Origin of the sequence: Mycobacterium sp. 360MFTsu5.1 (genome assembly GCF_000383495.1) — a bacterium.
GTDB lineage: Bacteria > Actinomycetota > Actinomycetes > Mycobacteriales > Mycobacteriaceae > Mycobacterium > Mycobacterium mucogenicum_B.
Genome location: NZ_KB911479.1, coordinates 40,673 through 57,887, shown reverse-complemented (window position 1 = coordinate 57,887; position 17,215 = coordinate 40,673). Strand labels below are relative to the sequence as shown.

Sequence of the window (17,215 nt, the reverse complement as noted above, 5' to 3'; positions counted from 1 at the left end):
GAAACGATGCGCGCGGCGCAGGCGGCCAGATACATCAGGGACAATGACACCGTGACCCCGCAGTTGGTGCTATTCGACCTCGACGGGACGCTGACCGACTCCGCCGAGGGCATCGTCGCCAGCTTCCGCCATGCGCTCGGCGCCGTCGGCGCCGACGTTCCCGACGGTGACCTCGCCGGACGAATCGTCGGCCCGCCGATGCACGTGACGCTGAGCTCGCTGGGCCTGGGCGAAAAGGCCGACGAGGCCATCGCCGCCTACCGCGCCGACTACACCACCCGCGGCTGGTCCATGAACCGCATGTTCGACGGTATCGAGGACCTGCTGGCCGACCTGCGGGCCGCGGGAGTACGCCTGGCCGTCGCGACGTCGAAGGCCGAACCGACCGCCCGGCGCATCGTCGAGCACTTCGGCATCGACGAGCACTTCGAGGTCGTCGCCGGCGCCAGCGTCGACGGCACCCGGTCGGCCAAGGCCGACGTCGTCGCGCATGCGCTCGCCCAGCTGGCCCCGGTACCCGAACAGGTGCTCATGGTCGGCGACCGATCGCACGACGTCCACGGTGCCGCCCACCACGGCATCGACACCGTCGTCGTCGACTGGGGTTACGGCGCAAGCGATTTCACTGACGACTCGACGGTCCGGCGGGTCGCCACCGTCGACGAGCTACGGGAGGTGCTGGGTGTCTGACCGCGTGCACGTGACCTTCATCTGTTCGGGCAACATCTGCCGGTCCCCGATGGCCGAGAAGATGTTCGCCCACCAGATCAACGAGCGCGGACTGGCCGACGTGGTCCGGGTGACCAGCGCCGGCACCGGCGGCTGGCACGCCGGTGACCCCGCCGACAGCCGCGCCGAACGGGTGCTGCGCGCGCACGGTTATCCCACCGCGCACGCCGCCGCGGCCATCGACGACGACCATCTGTCCGCCGACATGATCGTTCCCATGGGCCGCAACCACACCCGCATCCTCAGCGACCTGGGCGCCGACCCGGACCGGGTCCGGATGATGCGCTCGTTCGACCCGCGTTCGGGCGCCCACGCGCTCGACGTCGAAGACCCGTACTACGGCGGCATCGACGATTTCGAGGAGACCTTCGCGGTGATCGAGGCCTCGCTGCCGGGCCTGCACGACTGGGTCGACAAGCAACTGGCGGAGCGAGGCGACTGATGCGCCGGCTCGGGTTCCTGCTCCGGCCGCAGTGGCTGGCCCTGTTCGTCGTCGTGATCGCGTTCGCCTACCTGTGCTTCACGGTGCTCGCGCCGTGGCAGCTGGGCAAGAACACCCGCACCTCGCGGGAGAACAACCAGATCGCGTCGTCGCTGAACACCGACCCCGCGCCCCTCATCTCGGTCCTGCCGCACCAGGATTCGTCGGCCCCGGACGCGCAGTGGCGACGGCTGACGGCGACGGGCCACTACCGCCCCGAGGCACAGGTGCTGGTTCGGCTGCGGACCGACGACGGTGACCCGTCCTACGAAGTGCTGACCCCGTTCGCAGTCGACGGTGGCCCGACGGTGCTGGTGAACCGCGGCTACGTGAAGCAGGGCGACGGGCCGGGCGTGCCGCCGTTCGCCGCACCGCCGACGGGGACGGTCACGATCACCGGGCGCCTACGCGACGCCGAGCCGATCATGTCGGGCAAGGAACCGTTCAAGCAGGACGGCATCCAGCAGGTGTACTCGATCGCCCCGACGCAGATTTCGCAGCTGACCAAAGTGCCGCTGACGGCGGAATACCTGCAGCTCGTCGAGGGCCAGCCGGGCGGTCTCGGGGTCATCGCGCTCCCCCACCTGGATGCCGGCCCGTTTCTGTCGTACGGCATCCAGTGGATCGCGTTCGGCATCGTCGCGCCCATCGGGCTGGGCTACTTCGTGCTGGCCGAAATCCGGCAGCGCCGGCTGGAGAAGGCCCAATCCGGTTCGAGCACCGAGACTTCCGGCGGCCCCGACCCCGGCCCGAACGCTGAGGAGCCGGCCGCCCCGCTCACCGCCGAGGAGAAGACCGAGCAGAAACTCGCCGACCGCTACGGCCGGCGCCGCTGATCCCGACGGCCAGCACGGCCGCCAGCGCCTGCACCCGGCGGGTCAGTCGCACCGCCCGGCGCAGATCGGCGGGCACGGGCGCGGGCCCGACGCCCAGGGTCGGCCGCATCTCGAGCCGGTGCGCGTACTGCGTCGCTCCCCCGAGCTGTACACCCAGGGCCCCGGCGAACGACGCTTCCGCCACCCCGGCGTTGGGGCTCGGATGCTTGTGCGCGTCGGCGCGCCAGGCCCGCCACGCCGCGGCGGGCCGACCGGAGGCCGCCATGACGCACAGCCCCGTCACGCGGGCCGGCACGTAGTTGAGGACGTCGTCGAATCGTGCTGCCGCCCAACCGAACCGGGTGTAGCGCGCGTTGAGGTGGCCGATCATCGCGTCGAGGGTGTTGGCGCCGCGGTACACCAGCAGGCCCGGCACGCCGGCGACCGCGCCCCACAGGATCGGCGCGACCTGCGCGTCTGAGGTGTTCTCCGCGACCGATTCCAGCGCGGCGCGGGCCAGCCCGTCCGCGTCGAGCGCTGACGGATCCCGGCCGCACAGGGACGGCAGCAGCTCGCGGCCCGCGGCCACGTCGCCGCGCTCCAGCCGTGCGGCCATGTCGGCACCGGTGCGGGCCAGCGACGTCCCGCCCAGCACCGTGTAGGTCGCCGCGGCCGTGACCAATGTCCTAGCCATCGGGCCGCGCGCGAGGCGTTCCAGGCCGAAACCCAGCGCGCCCAAACCGACCAGCAGCGCCGCGGTGTGACCGGCCCCGGCCAGCCGGTTGTCGCGGTACGTGCGGCGTTCCAGGGCGGCCGCGGCAGTGCCGAACAGCGCTACCGGATGACCGCGCTGCGGATCGCCCCAGCACACATCGGCCAGGTAGCCGAGCGCCAGACCGGCCGCCCTCGGGGCGCTTCTGTCAAACACGCCGGGCAGCGTCTCACAGGGTGTTTACTCGGCAGCATGCGGCTCGGTCCACCCAGGCACCCGAAGCGGGTTGTCGACCTCATCAACCCCGCGGCGGCGCTGGCGCCGGCGGCCAACGTGATCATGCAACTGGCCCTGCCCGGGGTGGGTTACGGCGTGCTGGAGAGCCCTGTGGAGAGCGGCAACGTCTACAAGCACCCGTTCAAACGCGCCCGCACCACCGGCACCTATCTGGCGGCCGCGGTGTACGGCACCGACGACGACCGTGCGCTGATCCGCCGCGAGGTGGACCGGGTGCACGCGCTGGTGCGGTCGACGGCGTCCAGCCCGGTGAAATACAACGCGTTCGATCCGAAGCTGCAGTTGTGGGTGGCGTCGTGCCTCTACCGCTACTACGTCGACCAGCACGAGTTCCTGTACGGGCCGCTCAGCCCCGAGGCCGCGGACGCCATCTATCAGGACGCCCGCACCCTGGGCACCACGCTGCAGGTCCGCGACGGCATGTGGCCGGCCGATCGCGTCGCCTTCGACGAGTATTGGAAACGCACGCTCGACGAGCTGCAGATCGACGAGCCCGTTCGCGAACATCTGCACGGCGTGGCGTCGCTGGCATTCCTGCCCACGCCGCTGCGGCAACTGGCCGGGCCGTTCAACCTGTTCGCGACGACGGGCTTCCTGCCCACCGAGTTCCGCACCCACATGAAACTGGCGTGGACACCGAGCCAGGAACGCTGGTTCGGCCGGCTGCTGACAGCGCTGCGCCTGGCCGACCGGCTGATTCCGCGCGACGTGTGGCTGTTCGGCTACCAGCTGTACCTGTGGGACATGCGGGCCCGCGCACGGCGCGGAAAACCGGTGGTATGACGCAACATTCACGATCAGGAGGCATCTCATGGCGTTCGCAGCTCTGAACCATGTCGCGGTCACTGTCAGCGACATGGCGGTCAGCGGTCCCTGGTACCGCGCCCTGATCGGCTACGATCCGGTGCTCGACGAACACACCGACGCCGGCTACCGACATCTGGTGTGGGCACTGCCCGGCGGCACGTTGTTCGGCATCCACGAGCATGACCGCGCCATCGAGCCCGGCCCGTTCAGCGAGTTCCGGGCCGGCCTCGACCACGTCGGTTTCGGCTGCGCCTCGCGGGCCGAGCTCGTCGACTGGGCTGCCAAGCTCGAGGCGCTGGGCATCACCCACGGCGGCGTGGTCGACGCGCCCTACGGCTCGGGCCTGAGCTTCCGCGACCCCGATGGCATCGCACTGGAGTTCTTCGCGCCGCCCCCGGAGTGACGTCAGCGGTGCTGGCGCTCGCCGCCCCCGCCGCAGGCGCCGTTGACGGCAGGCCGCACCATCGCGAACGTCGCCTGCAGGGCGCCGTTGCCGTCCTTGGTGCCGCGCGCACCCAGACACATCCCGGCGGCGATCGCCTTCGCATCCGCGCCGGCGGTCTTGGTGTAGCGGGTGTCGGGCGTCACCGTGACGGTGATCTGGGCGTTGTCGGCGTCGGTGACCTGGATCGTGTTGCCGTTGACCGAGGCGACCGTGCCGTTGATGCCGTGCTCGCGCTTTCCGCCCTTCTGGCCGCACTGCGCGTTGCCGGGCCGGCCGACGAGGACGTTGGCGGCCGTCACCGCGGAACCGTTGTCGTTGCCCTTCACCGGGCGGACCGCGACGCACTCGCCCGCCGTGACGTCCGTCAGCTGACCGGGGCTGAGCTGCGTGATGCGGGTCGAGGACGTGATGTCCACGGTGCCCGGCCCGTCCTTTCCGGTGATCGACACGGTGCTGCCCGACACCGAGTTGATCAGCCCGGACAGCCGGTCTTTGCCACCCGGACCTTCGGGTGCGGGGGCGGCGGACGACGGCGACGAGCTGCCGGCGGTGGTCGAGCCAGCCGACGGTGTGCTCGAGGATCCGCAGGCCGCCAGGGACAGCGCGGCGACTCCGGCGAGGGTGACGACGCCGTAGCGCCGGGTACAAGACGTAGTGGACATGAGCCCACAGTGACCGGCCCAGCAATGAACCAGCTCAGATCTTGTTATGAAGATGCTGGGCGCCGGGAGCGGACCCGGGTTTCATATGGCGCCCGCCCGAAGTCAGCACAGGACATGCGGTAAGTGAAGTTGACTCCATTCATTAACCTCACTTACGGGTTAAATGAAGTTAAACTTCAGCTATGACTTCACTTCGTCCCATCGGCTACGAAGACATTCGCTGGGAGCCGCAGAGCATTACGTACGCGGGTGCAGCGCGGCCGCGGTACGGCACCTATCACCCCGCCGTACCGACCACTATCGCGGACCTGGCCCTCGACTTATCGCCGTCGGTGCTGGCCGACGCCGAGTCCGCCAGCCGCGAGATGACGCGGTTCGATGCCGAATTGGGCGGCGAGATCGCGCCGTTCGCTTCGGTCCTGCTGCGGTCGGAGTCGGCTGCGAGCTCACAGATCGAAAACTTGACCGCATCCGCGCGCGCAATAGGTGAGGCCGAGCTGCCCGGTGGCAAAGCGAAACAAAACGCGGAGCTGATCGTTGCCAACACCGCCGCGATGCAGGCAGCGGTCGCCCTGTCGCATGCGATCGACGCCGAGGCGATCCGCGCAATGCACCGCGCATTGATGGTCAACGATCCGCGCCATACGCCAGGCGATTTCCGCGCTGAGCCGGTGTGGATCGGTGGCGGGTCCACTCCGATCGGCGCAACATTTGTCGGCCCACGCGATGAATTGGTTCCGGGGGCGATTGACGATCTGATCGCCTTCGCCCAACGCGACGATCTTCCCGCGCTGCCGCAGATCGCGGTAAGCCACGCGCAGTTCGAGACCATTCACCCATTCACGGACGGCAACGGTCGTACTGGCCGCGCCTTGGTACAAGCGATGCTGCGCAACAAAGGTCTCACGCGCCAGGTCACGGTGCCGGTTTCAGCCGGGCTGTTGGCCGACACCGACGCGTACTTCGCCGCGCTGACGAGTTATCGAGATGGCGACGCCGCGCCCATAGTCGAGCGTTTCTCACACGCTGCGATCCTGGCAATCGCCAACGGGCGACAACTCGTCGCCGAACTGCGCGCCATTCGCGAGTCCTGGAACAGCGTGATCAACGCCCGGTCCGACTCGGCGATCTGGAAGGTTGCCGACCTGTTGACTCGCCGTCCGGTCATCAACGCAGCACTGGTGGCCCAAGAATTGGGCATCGAGTCCACCAACGCGCACCGATACCTGAACCCGCTCACCGATGCGGGCCTCCTTGCCGAGGCAACCAATGGGCGTCGAAACCGAGTGTGGCGTTCTCCCGAAGTACTTGCCGCGCTGGACGCTTTCGCGGAACGAGCCGGGCGGCGGGGGTGATCGAGCCCTGGCCGCAAAACGGTTGAGGGTCAACGGCTTCAACTGAATCGCACAAAGCGGCACGGAGGCGCCGACGCGGGGATATGGTCGCTTACGTAGTCATGTGAGCCAGGACGCGGGGGTGCGTTCGTTCCTCAGTACGTGTTGGATGCCGGACCGGCCCTCGCGTCAGTTTGTGGCGTCTGCACAACCCGAGGAGCTGTCATGAGCACAGCGGCCGAGCGCGCAGCCCAACTGGGCTTGGTGTCCCGCCTGAAATCGTCCTATCCGGAGCTGCCCGACGCGCCCTACCCCGACATGCTGGACCCTGCCCGCATCCAGGCGTACCTCAAGCCTGTCCACGATGTCGGTGGTGAGCCCGATGCGCCCATGGAGTACGTCAACAAGCAGTACGAGCTGTGGGAACACATGACGTACGTCATCTGCGAGGTGCTGGCCTGGCGCGGCATCTGGCTGTCGGAGGAGCGGCGCCGCATCGGCAACGTCGACGTCGGCCGCGCGGAATACCTCGGTCTCCCCTATTACGGCCGCTGGCTGCTGTCGGTCGCCCGGGTCCTGATCGAGAAGCACCACATCAGCCTCGGCGAACTCATGGAGCGGATGGCCGAGGTCAAGGCGCGCTACGAGGGCGGACTCGACGGCAAGACCCTCGAAGCCACGCCCAGATCCGAGGGCGACGGCGCGAACGTCAAGCGCAACAAGCACCACATCGAGGCGGTGGGCATCGGGGATCCGCAGATTTACGCCGGCAAGGCCGGGACACCGAAGTTCAAAGTCGGTGACGCCGTGCGGGTGCGCGAGTTGCCGGTGATCTTCTACACCCGCACCCCGGAGTACGTGCGGGGCGCGACCGGCAAGATCGCCGTGCTGGCCTACGAGAGCCCGGCACCGGAGGACGAGACCTGGGACATCCCCGAGGCGCCGCCCGAGTGGTTCTACGTCGTCGAGTTCAACCAGTCCGAGCTGTGGCACGACTACACCGGCACCAAGCAGGACACCCTGCGCACCGAAATCCCCGAACGCTGGCTGGAAGCGGCCACCTAGCTCGAATCACCCTTGCCAGAAAGGATTTGCATGTCTGATCCAGGCTCCGATCACCACCATGATCATGACCACGATCACGCGCGCACCGTGAAACCCATGGTCGACGAGATCACCGACTTCGAGGTCCTCGAGATCGCACTGCGCGAATTGTGTATCGAGAAAGGCATTTTTACCGCCGCGGAGCACCGGCGGTTCACCGAGTTCGCCGAGCAGATCGGCCCCACCCCGGCGGCGCGGCTCGTCGCCCGCGCGTGGCTCGATCCCGAGTTCGCCGAACTCGCCGTCAACGACTCACTGGCTGCCAGCAAGGCCGTCGGCGTCGACTGGCTGGAGCCGACCGGCTTCGGCACGCCAAGCGATTTCGTGGCGTTCCAGATCCTCGCCGATACGCCGACGGTGCATCACGTCATCGTCTGCGCGCTGTGCTCGTGCTATCCCCGGCCGATCCTGGGGAACTCACCCGAGTGGTACCGCACACCCAATTACCGGCGGCGCCTGGTGCGTTGGCCGCGCCAGGTGCTGGCCGAGTTCGGGCTCTACCTCCCCGACGACATCGAGGTCCGGGTCGAGGACTCCAACCAGAAGCACCGCTTCATGGTGATGCCGATGCGCCCCGACGGCACCGACGGGTGGACCGAAGATCAACTGGCCGAGATCATCACGCGGGACTGCCTGATCGGCGTGGCGCTGCCGAAGCCGGGTGTCACCACCAACGCGATCGTGACGACGCGGCCGGCCATGCACCCGGGGACGGCCGGATGAGCGACATCGCCCCGCTGCGGGACATCGTGACGCGCGACCAGGTGTGGTCGCGCATGGCCGCCAAGTGGGGCGTCGAAAACCCCGTGCCCCCATGGAAAACCAGCCTCGACGGCCTGTGCGACGCACTGGACCATTCGGCCTGCGATGCCGAGGTGCTCAGCTTCAAGGAGCGCCGCGACGAGGAGGACGCCCTCTCCGCCACGGTGTATGCGGGCCTGCCGTACCCCGAGAGTCAGCTGGTCTCGCTCGCCCACTCGCTCGTCAGCCGCGGCGTCATCAGCGAGGCCGAGTTGCGGGAACGCCTCGCGAGCGTGCGCGCCCGGCTGGAGGCCTGACCTACGGTTCAGGACACCTTGATCCGGATGTTCTTGGTCTGCCGGAACTCTCGGAGGCCTTCGATTCCGCCGGACCGGCCGATGCCACTGTGTTTGTAACCGCCGTAGGGGCTTTGCGGTTGGATGTCACTTCGGCTGTTCACCCAGACTGACCCGGCCTGAAGCTGCCGTGACACGGTATGGGCGCGGTGCAAACTCGTGGTGTGGACGAAAGCGTTGAGCCCGTACCGGGTGTCGTTGGCCAGGTCCACCGCCTCGGTGTCGTCGCGGAACCGCAGCACTGACACGACGGGCCCGAACGTCTCCTGCTGGGCCAGTGGTGAGCGGTTGTCGACGTCCGCGAACACCGTCGGCTCGACGTAGAACCCCGACGCCAGCTCGCCGCCGATCCGCTTGCCACCCAGCACGAGGTCGCCGGACCCTGCGGTGACCGCCGACTCGATGCTCGCCAGGACGCGCTCGACGGCGGCCTGGTTGATCACCGGACCGAAGAGCACGTCGGAGCGCAGCGGGTCGCCGATCGGCGCCCGCTCGACGGCGGCGAGGAACTTGTCCAGGAAGGCGTCATAGACGTTGTCGTGAACCAGGATTCGACTGCTGCAGGCGCAACTCTGGCCGGCCTGCATGATCGGCCCCTGATGCGCGGACAGATTCGCGGCGGCATCCAGATCGGCATCGTCGAAGATGACGGCGGCAGCGGTGCCGCCGAGTTCGGCGACCACCGGCGTGATGTTCTCCGCGGCAGCGGTCAGCACTCTGCGGGCAGTGGCCGTGCCTCCAGTGAAATGAATCTTGCCCACTCCAGGGTGCCGCACGAGCGCTTCGCCGCCGTCCGCGCCCGCGGGCAGCACATTGACGAGCCCGGCAGGTAAACCGGCTTCGAGGCACAGCTCGCCGAACCGAAGTGCCGCCAGCGGCGCGAGTTCCGACGGCTTCACGACGACGGCGTTGCCCGCCGCCAGGGCGGGTGCGACCGCCATCCCGATCACCACGAGCGCACCGTTCCATGGCGCGATGACACCCACGACACCGTACGGTTCGTGCTCCACCAGGTTGAGATCGAACCCGCCCGTCACGGGAGTGCTTGCGCCATCGGCTTTGTCGGCGTACCCGGCATAGAACCGGAAGAACCGCTCGGTCAGCATCGACGTTGCGGCCAGCGACGTCGGTACGCCGTAGTCGTGGGTGTTGATGCGGGCGAACTCGGCGTGGTGCTCGCCCAGGAGATCGGCCAGGTCGAACAACATGTCGCGGCGGCGGTCGGGCGGGTACGACATCCACCTCCGCTGAGCCTGCGTGGCCGTCTCCACTGCCCTGTCGACTTCCGCGGCACCGGCCATCTCGACGACGGCGTTCACGCGACCGGTGCCGGGATAGACGTGATGATGCGTCCCGCCGGAGGAACCTGTCACACGGTCCCCGCCGAGAAGCAGTGCACCGCTGGGTAATTCGATGTCGATTCCGATCATGCGGTCCATTCCCTCTCCAGAAGGCCGCTAGGCGTCCTGCTGTGCCTGATGCGCCGCATCTGGGTCCGGCAGTGACTGCACGTCACCGTCGACGCTGGAGGTGATGGTGCCGGTCAGCGACTGCTGGAACGCGTTGATGTTCGCGTCCGCCGTCAGATAGCCGGTGTGGGCTCCGGTGACGGTGATATCGGCCAGGTAGTGGACCGTCGTCTGGCTCGCGTTGTAGTCGGCCGATTCGGTGCCGTTGAGAATCTCCCCCAGTTCGTTCACGTAATTGGTGTACGTGACCGTGCGGACGGTGCGCGTGGCATCGTTCGCGTCCGGCGCCTCGGTCACCACCGCGGTGCCACCACCGACGCCCGCATAGGTTCCGGTGGCCGGCAGCGGTGTCGTGGCGGCGACATAGCTGCCGAGGGCCGGGGCCCACGAATCGGAGCTCGGGGTCGACCGGTCCGCCGCCACCGGCCCGACGCTGGTGGTGTACTTCAGATTCGCGATGACCAGTCGGGACACCGTCGGATCGGTGACGCTGGACTCCCAGAACGTGACGGCGGTGCCATCGGGATTCCAGCTCGGCATGCTTCGGGCGGTGTATCCGTCGCCGGTGTCGAACAGCGGAATACCGTTCTCCCGGTTCAGCTCATCGCCGACGGCGACGATCCACTCCTGGTTGGAGACGTTGATCGGGTCGGCCCACTCCAGATACACGGGTGCGCCGACGTACACCGGCAGGAAGTTCTGCCGGATGATCCGCGTCATCGGTGTCAGCGCATTCAGCCCGCGCGTGCTGCCGATGGCGATCCACTGCATATTGGGCGAGTAGTCCATGTCCTCGTCGTAGTCGAGGTTGGCCGTCACCCTGGTCACCTTGCCGGTGGCGAGGTCGACCTCGATGTCGTCCACATTGCCGGCGTCGTACTGGCCGCCGAGGATCACCACACCCTTGCCATCCGGGGTCCACTGTTTGCCTTCACCGGTGGGATACACGACGCGGGCATCGGTGACCGTGTAGCCGGCATCGGTGCGCGTCAGCGTGCCGACGATCGGCAGGGCCTGCAGAAGATTGTTGGGCCCGATCACGATTCGGGTGTACAGCACGTGGGTGCCGTCGGGCGACACCCGCATCTCGCGTTGCGGGTCGATGGCGTATCCACCGCCGGCCGGCGTGGTGATCGACACCAGCTCGGTCCCGTTGATTCCGGTTTCCAGCATGGAGTACCGCGGCGTCTGCCCGGCGACGTTCACCAGCACCAGCACCCGGCCCGAACCATCGTCGACGGGAACGGGTTTGGCCAGATTGCCGGTCTCACTGACGCTGACGCCGCAGGTGACACATTGCAGCGCGGTCCCGTCGGTCTTGATCTGGTAGATCTCCGAGCGGCCCCCGGAAGTCGGCTGGCCGGCGAAGAAGATGGACTTGCCGTCTGCCGAGTACCGCGGATTGGCCGGGCTGGCAATGGTGTTGGGCAGGTTCAGGATCACCCGCTCGACCTCGGGGTTGAGCACCGACACGTCGATACCCGCCTTCGCGCTGTGGGGACTGAACAGCTTCAGCAGGTTGAACTTTCCGTCGGTCACCGACACCGAGAACGAATCGGTCTGCACCGCCGTGTAATTGATGTCGTTCGGGGTGTAGGTGAAGTTGCCGGTGGCCTGGTCGATGGTCAGGGTGCCGTACTTCGGTCCCTGCGTGACCTTGTAGGTCAGGGCGTCACCCTCTGGGTCCGTGGCGCCGAGATTGCCGGTGACGGTCTGCCCGGTCTGGACCGTGGTGGTCGGGTTGTACGCGATGGTCGGAGCCTGGTTGAACACGTTGCGCCGCACCCAGGCCAGCACCGCCCACACCGCGGGTCCGAACGGCTCGGGCGTGTGGGGCGCCGGCTTCAGGAACGGATTGAGCAGGTTGGTCACGACACCGTTGACGAAGCCCACCAATCCTGTTGCCGGAGAAACAACTTGAGCGGCCACGACGGGCGGTACCGCAGCCGTGGCCGAAGCGGCCGTCGGCGCGGCGATGGACGTCGTCTGCGTCGTCGTGGCCGCAGCCGCTGCAGTCACCGTGGCAGTCTTGGCGGTGACGTTGGTGCTGACGGCGGCGGCGCTCACCGCCGTCTGGGCGGCGGGTTTCGAGGCGGCGCTGGTGGCCTCGACGCGCGATGGCTTGAGCGAGGGCTTGGTGCCCGCACTCGACTTCGATGCGGACTTGCCGCTTGCGCTGGGCTTGGCCGCTCCGGGTTTCCCGCTCCCCCTGACACTTTCGTCGGTGCCGTCCTTCGGGGTCGTCGACGAGGTGCCGGTATGGGCACCGCCAGTGTTGCTGACGACCACGCCCGAGCTCACCTCGGTACTCGATGTGGTCGATCCCGGTGTCGCGGATGGCCCGGATGCGGATGATGAACCGGTTGTTCCTGCGGTCCCCGCAGCGCCGGTGGCGCCAGTGATTCCCGTCGTCCCCGACGTCGTGCCGCCGGCGGTACCCGGTGTCCCGCCAGGCGAGCTCGAGGACGTCGACCCACCCGATGAGCTCGAGGAACTCGACGTGGACGAATTCGCCGATCCGCCGGCGGTATCCGCCACGGCCACGCCATGTCCGGTCGCCACCGCGGTGACCAGCCAGGCCGCGACCGCCAGGCCACCGTACCCGCCGACCTTCGCAGCTTGCCGAGGTGAGTGGTGGGCAGACACATCGGGTGCGGCTGCGACGAACAGGGGGTTGACACGAGAACTGTTATTGGCCATGGGCTTTGGCTCCGTTGCCGTTGGGTTGATGCCTATTCGGTTGTGGGCGATTCTGTTGTAGCGAAAGGGGGTTACTTGAGCATGCTTCCGGCGTCGACGGTCATGGGAAGACCTGTTACATAGCGGGATTCGTCCGACGCCAGGAAAAGCACGGCATTGCTGATGTCGACCGGTTCAACCCAGCCCACCGGGAGCACGTGCATCATCTGCGCGACGACCTTCATGTCGTCGGGGCCCGGGTTCTCCAGGTCGGGCCGGAACAGCTTCATCGTGCCCTCGTTCATGAACAGCGGGGTGTTCACGTTCGTCGGGTGCACCGAGTTCACCCGGATCGAGTGGTGCCCCAGTTCCACGGCGAAGGTCCGCATCAGCCCGACCACGCCGTGCTTGGCCGCGATGTAGTGGCCCGTGTGCGGATACGGCTTCAGGCCGCCCACCGAGCTGGTCAGAATGATCGAACCACCCTGGCCCTGCGAGATGAGATGCGGCACTGCGGCTTTCACCGACTTCCAGACGCCGGAGAGGTTGACGTCGATCATGTCGGTCCAGTCTTCTTCGCTGGTGTGGTCCAGCGTCTGACCACCGTTGCCGATGCCGGCGTTGGCGCAGATGATGTCCAGCCGGCCGAGCTGTTCGACGCCGTTGTCCACGGCGGCCTTCACCGCGGCGTAGTCGCGCACGTCGACCTCGGCCGTGACGATGCGCCGGTTCAGCTGCTTGACTAGGTCCGCCGTCTCGGCGAGGTCGTCGCGGGTAGCCGGGGCGATCTGCGGGTTGCTGCTGACCGGGCCGCAGATGTCGATGGCGATGATGTCGGCGCCTTCTTCGGCGAGCCGCACAGCGTGACTACGCCCCTGGCCGCGGGCCGCTCCGGTGATGAATGCGACCTTGCCCTCTACCCGTCCCGCCATGAGTCCACCTCGCTGTCTGATTGTCGCCGCCGCCGCAGAACTGGCGGTTCGGCTCATCGACTCAGAATTTTGTCGATCGATCAGGAACCATGGCACGGACGCACCGCGCTGTCAATGACGAGTTGGGAAGACGCCGGCGACCGCCGCCGAAGCCCCCGAGAGGATGGGCGCACCGGCCCACCCGACCGAAATCAGTCGCGCACGACTTCGGCGGACTTCGCGAGCAGCTCGATCTGCCGGTCGATGAAGTCGCGCAGCTCCTCGTGGCCGCGCGTGACACCGACCGCGGCCTCGTTGCCGACACTGCGCGCGATCTGGGCGACGATCATGGAGATCACCACCGGCGGGTACGCGTTCAGATCCACACCGCCGGCCCGCAGGACCAAGGTCACCGCCGCGGTTTCGATATCGCGCACCCGCTCCGAGTACGCCTTCAATTCGGCGCCAACTGCCTTGCGGTGGTTGGCCAATGCCATGAATTCCGTACTGAGAACGGTCTGCCGCGGGTCGCTGTTGATGCGCCACAACGCCCGCAGCGGGTCCTCGTCGAGCAGCACCTCACGGAGCCGTTCCAGCGCCACTTCGCCACCGGCGCGCAAGGCCTCGACGAACAGGTCGTCCATCGTCGGAAAGTAGTAATAGACCAGCGCCTGCTTGACGCCGGCCAGGGCGGCGACCCGCCGTGAGGTCGCCGCGGCGTACCCCTCGTCGTGCATGATCTGCACCGTCGCCTCGATCAGACGCTGCCGGGCACCGCCGTCATCGGCCTTCGATTTGCGCCCCTGAGTCATCGACGAGTCCGCCCCGAAATGCTTGACCGGCCGTCGCGGCGCGTGATAGGCATACGGCAGTCTAACATTTTGATCGATCGATCAGGAGTTGCTGTCATGCAGCCCAAGTCCACCGTGACCGCCATCGCCGATGTCGACTACTTCACGAACCCGGAAATCGCCCAGGACCCGTACGCGTACTGGGACCATCTGCGCCAGCAGGGGCCCGTCGTGTGCGAACCGCACTACGGCGTGGTCGCGGTGACGGGGTACCAGGAAGTCCAGGCGGCGTTCAAGGACGTCGATTCGTTCTCGGCCGTCAACGCCATCGGCGGCCCGTTCCCGCCGCTCCCGTTCACCCCGGACGGCGACGACATCAGCGAGCTCATCGAGGCGCACCGGCACGAGTTCCCGATCTTCGAGCACATGGTGGTGATGGACCCACCCGAGCACGAGAACGCTCGATCCCTGCTGAGCCGGTTGTTGACACCGCGCCGCCTACAGGAGAACTCGGACTACATCTGGAGCCTCGCCGACCGGCAGTTCGACGAGTTCATCGCCAACGGCCAGTGCGAGTTCCTCGGTGAGTACGGCAAGCCGTTCGCAACGCTGGCGATCGCGGATCTGCTCGGCGTGCCCGAGGAAGACCGTCCCGAGATCCGGCGCAACCTCGGGGCCGGCAACGCGCCGGGCTCGCGGGTCGGCGCGCTGGACCACGAACCCGTCGGTTCCAATCCCCTTCAGTACCTTGACGATCTGTTCAGTGGGTACATCGCCGACCGGCGCGAGAGCCCCCGCGAGGATGTGCTGACCGGGCTGGCCACCGCCACCTATCCCGACGGCTCCGTCCCGCCGCTGCTGGAGGTGGTGCGCCCGGCAACGTTCCTGTTCGCCGCCGGACAGGAGACCGTCACGAAGCTGCTCAGCTCCGCGGTCAAGGTGCTCGGCGACCGGCCGGAGCTCCAACATCACCTCCGGGAGAACCGCGACCTGATCTCCCCTTTCATCGAGGAAGCACTACGCATCGAGAGCCCCACCAAGGTGGACTTCCGCCTCTGCCGCAAGTCCACCACCCTGGGCGGCGTGCCGATCAAGGCCGGCACCGTGCTGATGCTGTGTCTCGGGGCGGCAAACCGGGATCCCCGAAAGTTCGAGAACCCCAATGAGTTCCGCCTCGACCGCAAGAACGTGCGCGAGCACATCGCCTTCGGCCGTGGCATCCACACCTGCGCCGGTGCTCCCCTGGCCCGGGTCGAGGGTCGCGTCACCATCAACCGCTTGCTGGACCGGACGCGCGACATCCGGATCAGCGAGGCCAAGCACGGCGCCCCGGGCCACCGCACCTACGGCTACGAGCCGACGTTCCTGCTGCGCGGCCTCACCGAGTTGCACATCGAATTCAGCGAGGTGCGGCAGTGACGGTGCAGTCGGTCCTGGACGACATCGCGAGTCGGCCGGGCAACGGAGACACCATCGCGATCATCAACCCCGCCACCGAGGAGGTGATCGCCGAATTCCGGGACGGCGGCGTCGAGGCCGTCGACGCCGCCGTGACCCGTGCGCGCGAGAGTTTCACGTCCGGGGTGTGGAGCGGGCTGCCCGGCAGCGAGCGGGCCAAAGTGCTGTGGCGGGTGGCCGATCTGATCGACCAGCACGCCGACGAACTGGCCCAGATCGATTCCCTGAACACCGGAATGCCTTATTTCCAGGCGTTCACGATCATGTCGACGTGCGCCGAATCGTTCCGCTACTACGCCGGCTGGTGCACCAAGGTCAACGGCATCGCCCACGACGTGCAGCAGACCGGCGGCATCACCGGCGCGTTCACCACGATGCACGCCTACACGCTCAAAGAGCCCTACGGCGTCGTCGGACTGATCTTCCCGTGGAACGGGCCGGTGTTCAACGCGTGCACCAAACTCGCGCCCGCGCTGGCCGCGGGTTGCAGCTGCATCGTCAAACCTGCTGAGGAAACCCCGCTTTCGGCCCTGATACTGGAGCGAATCCTGGCCGAGGCCGGCGTGCCGGACGGCGTAGTCAACCTCGTCACCGGATACGGCCACACGGTCGGTGCGGCGATCACCGCGCATCCCGGTGTCGACAAGGTGGCCTTCACCGGCTCCACCGAAGTCGGCAAGCAGATCGTGCAGGCTGCCGGCAGCGGCAACCTCAAGCGGGTCGCGCTCGAATTGGGCGGCAAGTCACCGGTTTTGATCTATGACGACGCCGACCTGGATACCGCCATCACGATGGCGGCGATGGGCATCTTCATCCATTCCGGGCAGGGCTGCATCAGCGGATCACGAATCTTCGCCCAGCGCAGCGTGTACGACAAGGTGGTGGAGGGCGTCGCCAACATCGCGAACTCGGTGAAGCTCGGCGCCCCGACAGAGGACGGGGTCCTGGTCGGCCCGATCATCAGCGCCAAACAACTTGACCAGGTGCTGGGCTTCATCGAAGGCGGCCGCCGCGACGGGGTCGAGGTGGTCACCGGGGGCAGCCGGCTGGATCGCAGTGGATTCTTCGTGCACCCAACGGTTCTCACCGATGTCGCGCCGAGTATGCGGCTGTATCAGCAGGAGATCTTCGGGCCGGTGGTCGCGATCCTGCCGTTCGATGACGACGACGAAGTCGTGGCCCTGGCCAACAACTCCGAATACGGGCTGGCCGCGACCGCCTGGACCAAGGACATCGGCCGCGCGCACCGACTCGCCAAACGTCTCGACGCCGGCACCGTGACGCTGAACTGCCAGATGGTGTTCGACCACTCGATGCCCTTCGGCGGCTACAAGCAGTCCGGTTGGGGCCATGAATGGGGACGCGACGGGATCGAGAGCTTCCTGAAGACCAAGACGGTTTACACCCAACTTTGATTACACGGC

18 protein-coding genes are annotated in these 17,215 nt (G+C 67.4%); 12 read left to right on the top strand and 6 right to left on the bottom strand.

Annotated features, from left to right (window positions below; genetic code table 11):
* The first annotated feature begins 6 nt into the window (after positions 1 to 6).
* Genes H289_RS0128440 through H289_RS0128430 form a run of 3 tightly spaced genes read left to right on the top strand, consistent with a single transcriptional unit; the run spans position 7 to position 2,046 of the window.
* Entirely contained in the window at positions 7 to 690 is a 684-nt protein-coding gene (locus H289_RS0128440) for an HAD-IA family hydrolase (RefSeq protein WP_020104262.1), read from the top strand.
* Positions 683 to 1,171 (top strand): low molecular weight protein-tyrosine-phosphatase, encoded by a 489-nt coding sequence (locus H289_RS0128435; protein WP_020104261.1) that lies wholly within the window; start codon positions 683 to 685, stop codon positions 1,169 to 1,171. Before H289_RS0128440 ends, H289_RS0128435 begins: the two co-directional genes overlap by 8 nt.
* Positions 1,171 to 2,046, top strand: coding sequence for an SURF1 family cytochrome oxidase biogenesis protein (locus tag H289_RS0128430; protein ID WP_020104260.1), 876 nt, complete (start codon positions 1,171 to 1,173; stop codon positions 2,044 to 2,046). Before H289_RS0128435 ends, H289_RS0128430 begins: the two co-directional genes overlap by 1 nt.
* On the opposite strand, the gene H289_RS0128425 is transcribed toward H289_RS0128430, so the two are convergent.
* Positions 1,988 to 2,953 carry a cobalamin biosynthesis protein gene (locus tag H289_RS0128425; protein WP_029105874.1) on the bottom strand — a complete coding sequence of 322 codons (966 nt, stop codon included), beginning with the start codon at positions 2,951 to 2,953 and terminating at the stop codon, positions 1,988 to 1,990. The two genes, H289_RS0128430 and H289_RS0128425, sit on opposite strands and share 59 nt — an antisense overlap.
* 36 nt (positions 2,954 to 2,989) lie before the next feature.
* Between H289_RS0128425 and H289_RS0128420 the strand changes: the two genes are divergently transcribed.
* Both H289_RS0128420 and H289_RS0128415 read left to right on the top strand, forming a co-directional pair.
* The gene (locus H289_RS0128420) at positions 2,990 to 3,817 is read left to right on the top strand and encodes an oxygenase MpaB family protein (protein WP_020104258.1); all 828 of its coding nucleotides are present in this window, start codon (positions 2,990 to 2,992) and stop codon (positions 3,815 to 3,817) included.
* Between the two features lie 28 nt (positions 3,818 to 3,845).
* The gene (locus H289_RS0128415) at positions 3,846 to 4,244 is read left to right on the top strand and encodes a VOC family protein (protein WP_020104257.1); all 399 of its coding nucleotides are present in this window, start codon (positions 3,846 to 3,848) and stop codon (positions 4,242 to 4,244) included.
* Between the two features lie 2 nt (positions 4,245 to 4,246).
* Here the strand turns inward: H289_RS0128415 and H289_RS0128410 are convergent, their stop codons facing one another.
* A complete protein-coding gene (locus H289_RS0128410; protein WP_020104256.1) occupies positions 4,247 to 4,948 on the bottom strand; it encodes a DUF5666 domain-containing protein in 702 nt (233 codons plus the stop codon).
* A 182-nt stretch (positions 4,949 to 5,130) separates the two neighbouring features.
* Between H289_RS0128410 and H289_RS0128405 the strand changes: the two genes are divergently transcribed.
* The 4 genes from H289_RS0128405 to H289_RS0128390 all read left to right on the top strand — a co-directional run bounded on the left by H289_RS0128405 (position 5,131) and on the right by H289_RS0128390 (position 8,444).
* Positions 5,131 to 6,303 carry a Fic family protein gene (locus H289_RS0128405; RefSeq protein WP_020104255.1) on the top strand — a complete coding sequence of 391 codons (1,173 nt, stop codon included), beginning with the start codon at positions 5,131 to 5,133 and terminating at the stop codon, positions 6,301 to 6,303.
* Positions 6,304 to 6,507: 204 nt separating this feature from the next.
* The gene (locus tag H289_RS0128400; RefSeq protein WP_020104254.1) at positions 6,508 to 7,347 is read left to right on the top strand and encodes an SH3-like domain-containing protein; all 840 of its coding nucleotides are present in this window, start codon (positions 6,508 to 6,510) and stop codon (positions 7,345 to 7,347) included.
* Between the two features lie 30 nt (positions 7,348 to 7,377).
* The gene (scnC, locus tag H289_RS0128395; protein WP_020104253.1) at positions 7,378 to 8,109 is read left to right on the top strand and encodes a thiocyanate hydrolase subunit gamma; all 732 of its coding nucleotides are present in this window, start codon (positions 7,378 to 7,380) and stop codon (positions 8,107 to 8,109) included.
* A complete protein-coding gene (locus tag H289_RS0128390; RefSeq protein WP_020104252.1) occupies positions 8,106 to 8,444 on the top strand; it encodes a thiocyanate hydrolase subunit beta in 339 nt (112 codons plus the stop codon). The genes scnC and H289_RS0128390 overlap by 4 nt, the downstream gene beginning before the upstream one ends.
* An 8-nt stretch (positions 8,445 to 8,452) precedes the next feature.
* Here H289_RS0128390 and H289_RS0128385 read toward each other — a convergent pair whose 3' ends face one another.
* Positions 8,453 to 9,913 (bottom strand): aldehyde dehydrogenase family protein, encoded by a 1,461-nt coding sequence (locus H289_RS0128385; RefSeq protein ID WP_029105873.1) that lies wholly within the window; start codon positions 9,911 to 9,913, stop codon positions 8,453 to 8,455.
* Positions 9,914 to 9,940: 27 nt separating this feature from the next.
* Entirely contained in the window at positions 9,941 to 11,971 is a 2,031-nt protein-coding gene (locus tag H289_RS0128380; RefSeq protein WP_231388147.1) for a cadherin-like domain-containing protein, read from the bottom strand.
* Between the two features lies 1 nt (position 11,972).
* Here H289_RS0128380 and H289_RS32130 point away from each other — a divergent pair, with 1 nt between their 5' ends.
* Positions 11,973 to 12,713, top strand: coding sequence for a hypothetical protein (locus H289_RS32130; protein WP_155944290.1), 741 nt, complete (start codon positions 11,973 to 11,975; stop codon positions 12,711 to 12,713).
* Between the two features lie 10 nt (positions 12,714 to 12,723).
* Here H289_RS32130 and H289_RS0128370 read toward each other — a convergent pair whose 3' ends face one another.
* Together H289_RS0128370 and H289_RS0128365 are read right to left on the bottom strand one after the other, a co-directional pair.
* Positions 12,724 to 13,563: a mycofactocin-coupled SDR family oxidoreductase gene (locus H289_RS0128370; protein WP_029105872.1), complete on the bottom strand. Its 840-nt coding sequence runs from the start codon at positions 13,561 to 13,563 to the stop codon at positions 12,724 to 12,726.
* Between the two features lie 191 nt (positions 13,564 to 13,754).
* The gene (locus H289_RS0128365; RefSeq protein WP_020104247.1) at positions 13,755 to 14,354 is read right to left on the bottom strand and encodes a TetR/AcrR family transcriptional regulator; all 600 of its coding nucleotides are present in this window, start codon (positions 14,352 to 14,354) and stop codon (positions 13,755 to 13,757) included.
* A 114-nt stretch (positions 14,355 to 14,468) separates the two neighbouring features.
* Here H289_RS0128365 and H289_RS0128360 point away from each other — a divergent pair, with 114 nt between their 5' ends.
* Together H289_RS0128360 and H289_RS0128355 are read left to right on the top strand one after the other, a co-directional pair.
* A complete protein-coding gene (locus H289_RS0128360) occupies positions 14,469 to 15,752 on the top strand; it encodes a cytochrome P450 (protein WP_029105871.1) in 1,284 nt (427 codons plus the stop codon).
* A complete protein-coding gene (locus tag H289_RS0128355) occupies positions 15,749 to 17,206 on the top strand; it encodes an aldehyde dehydrogenase family protein (protein ID WP_020104245.1) in 1,458 nt (485 codons plus the stop codon). Before H289_RS0128360 ends, H289_RS0128355 begins: the two co-directional genes overlap by 4 nt.
* The last annotated feature ends 9 nt before the right edge of the window (positions 17,207 to 17,215 follow it).

Coding starts and splice junctions, on each gene's coding strand:
- H289_RS0128385 (WP_029105873.1), bottom strand. CDS start 9,913: ATGATCGGAATCGACATCGAATTACCCAGCGGTGCACTGCTTCTCGGC.
- H289_RS0128370 (WP_029105872.1), bottom strand. CDS start 13,563: ATGGCGGGACGGGTAGAGGGCAAGGTCGCATTCATCACCGGAGCGGCC.
- scnC (WP_020104253.1), top strand. CDS start 7,378: ATGTCTGATCCAGGCTCCGATCACCACCATGATCATGACCACGATCAC.
- H289_RS0128365 (WP_020104247.1), bottom strand. CDS start 14,354: ATGACTCAGGGGCGCAAATCGAAGGCCGATGACGGCGGTGCCCGGCAG.
- H289_RS0128420 (WP_020104258.1), top strand. CDS start 2,990: ATGCGGCTCGGTCCACCCAGGCACCCGAAGCGGGTTGTCGACCTCATC.
- H289_RS0128415 (WP_020104257.1), top strand. CDS start 3,846: ATGGCGTTCGCAGCTCTGAACCATGTCGCGGTCACTGTCAGCGACATG.
- H289_RS0128410 (WP_020104256.1), bottom strand. CDS start 4,948: ATGTCCACTACGTCTTGTACCCGGCGCTACGGCGTCGTCACCCTCGCC.
- H289_RS0128400 (WP_020104254.1), top strand. CDS start 6,508: ATGAGCACAGCGGCCGAGCGCGCAGCCCAACTGGGCTTGGTGTCCCGC.
- H289_RS0128405 (WP_020104255.1), top strand. CDS start 5,131: ATGACTTCACTTCGTCCCATCGGCTACGAAGACATTCGCTGGGAGCCG.
- H289_RS0128390 (WP_020104252.1), top strand. CDS start 8,106: ATGAGCGACATCGCCCCGCTGCGGGACATCGTGACGCGCGACCAGGTG.
- H289_RS0128430 (WP_020104260.1), top strand. CDS start 1,171: ATGCGCCGGCTCGGGTTCCTGCTCCGGCCGCAGTGGCTGGCCCTGTTC.
- H289_RS0128440 (WP_020104262.1), top strand. CDS start 7: ATGCGCGCGGCGCAGGCGGCCAGATACATCAGGGACAATGACACCGTG.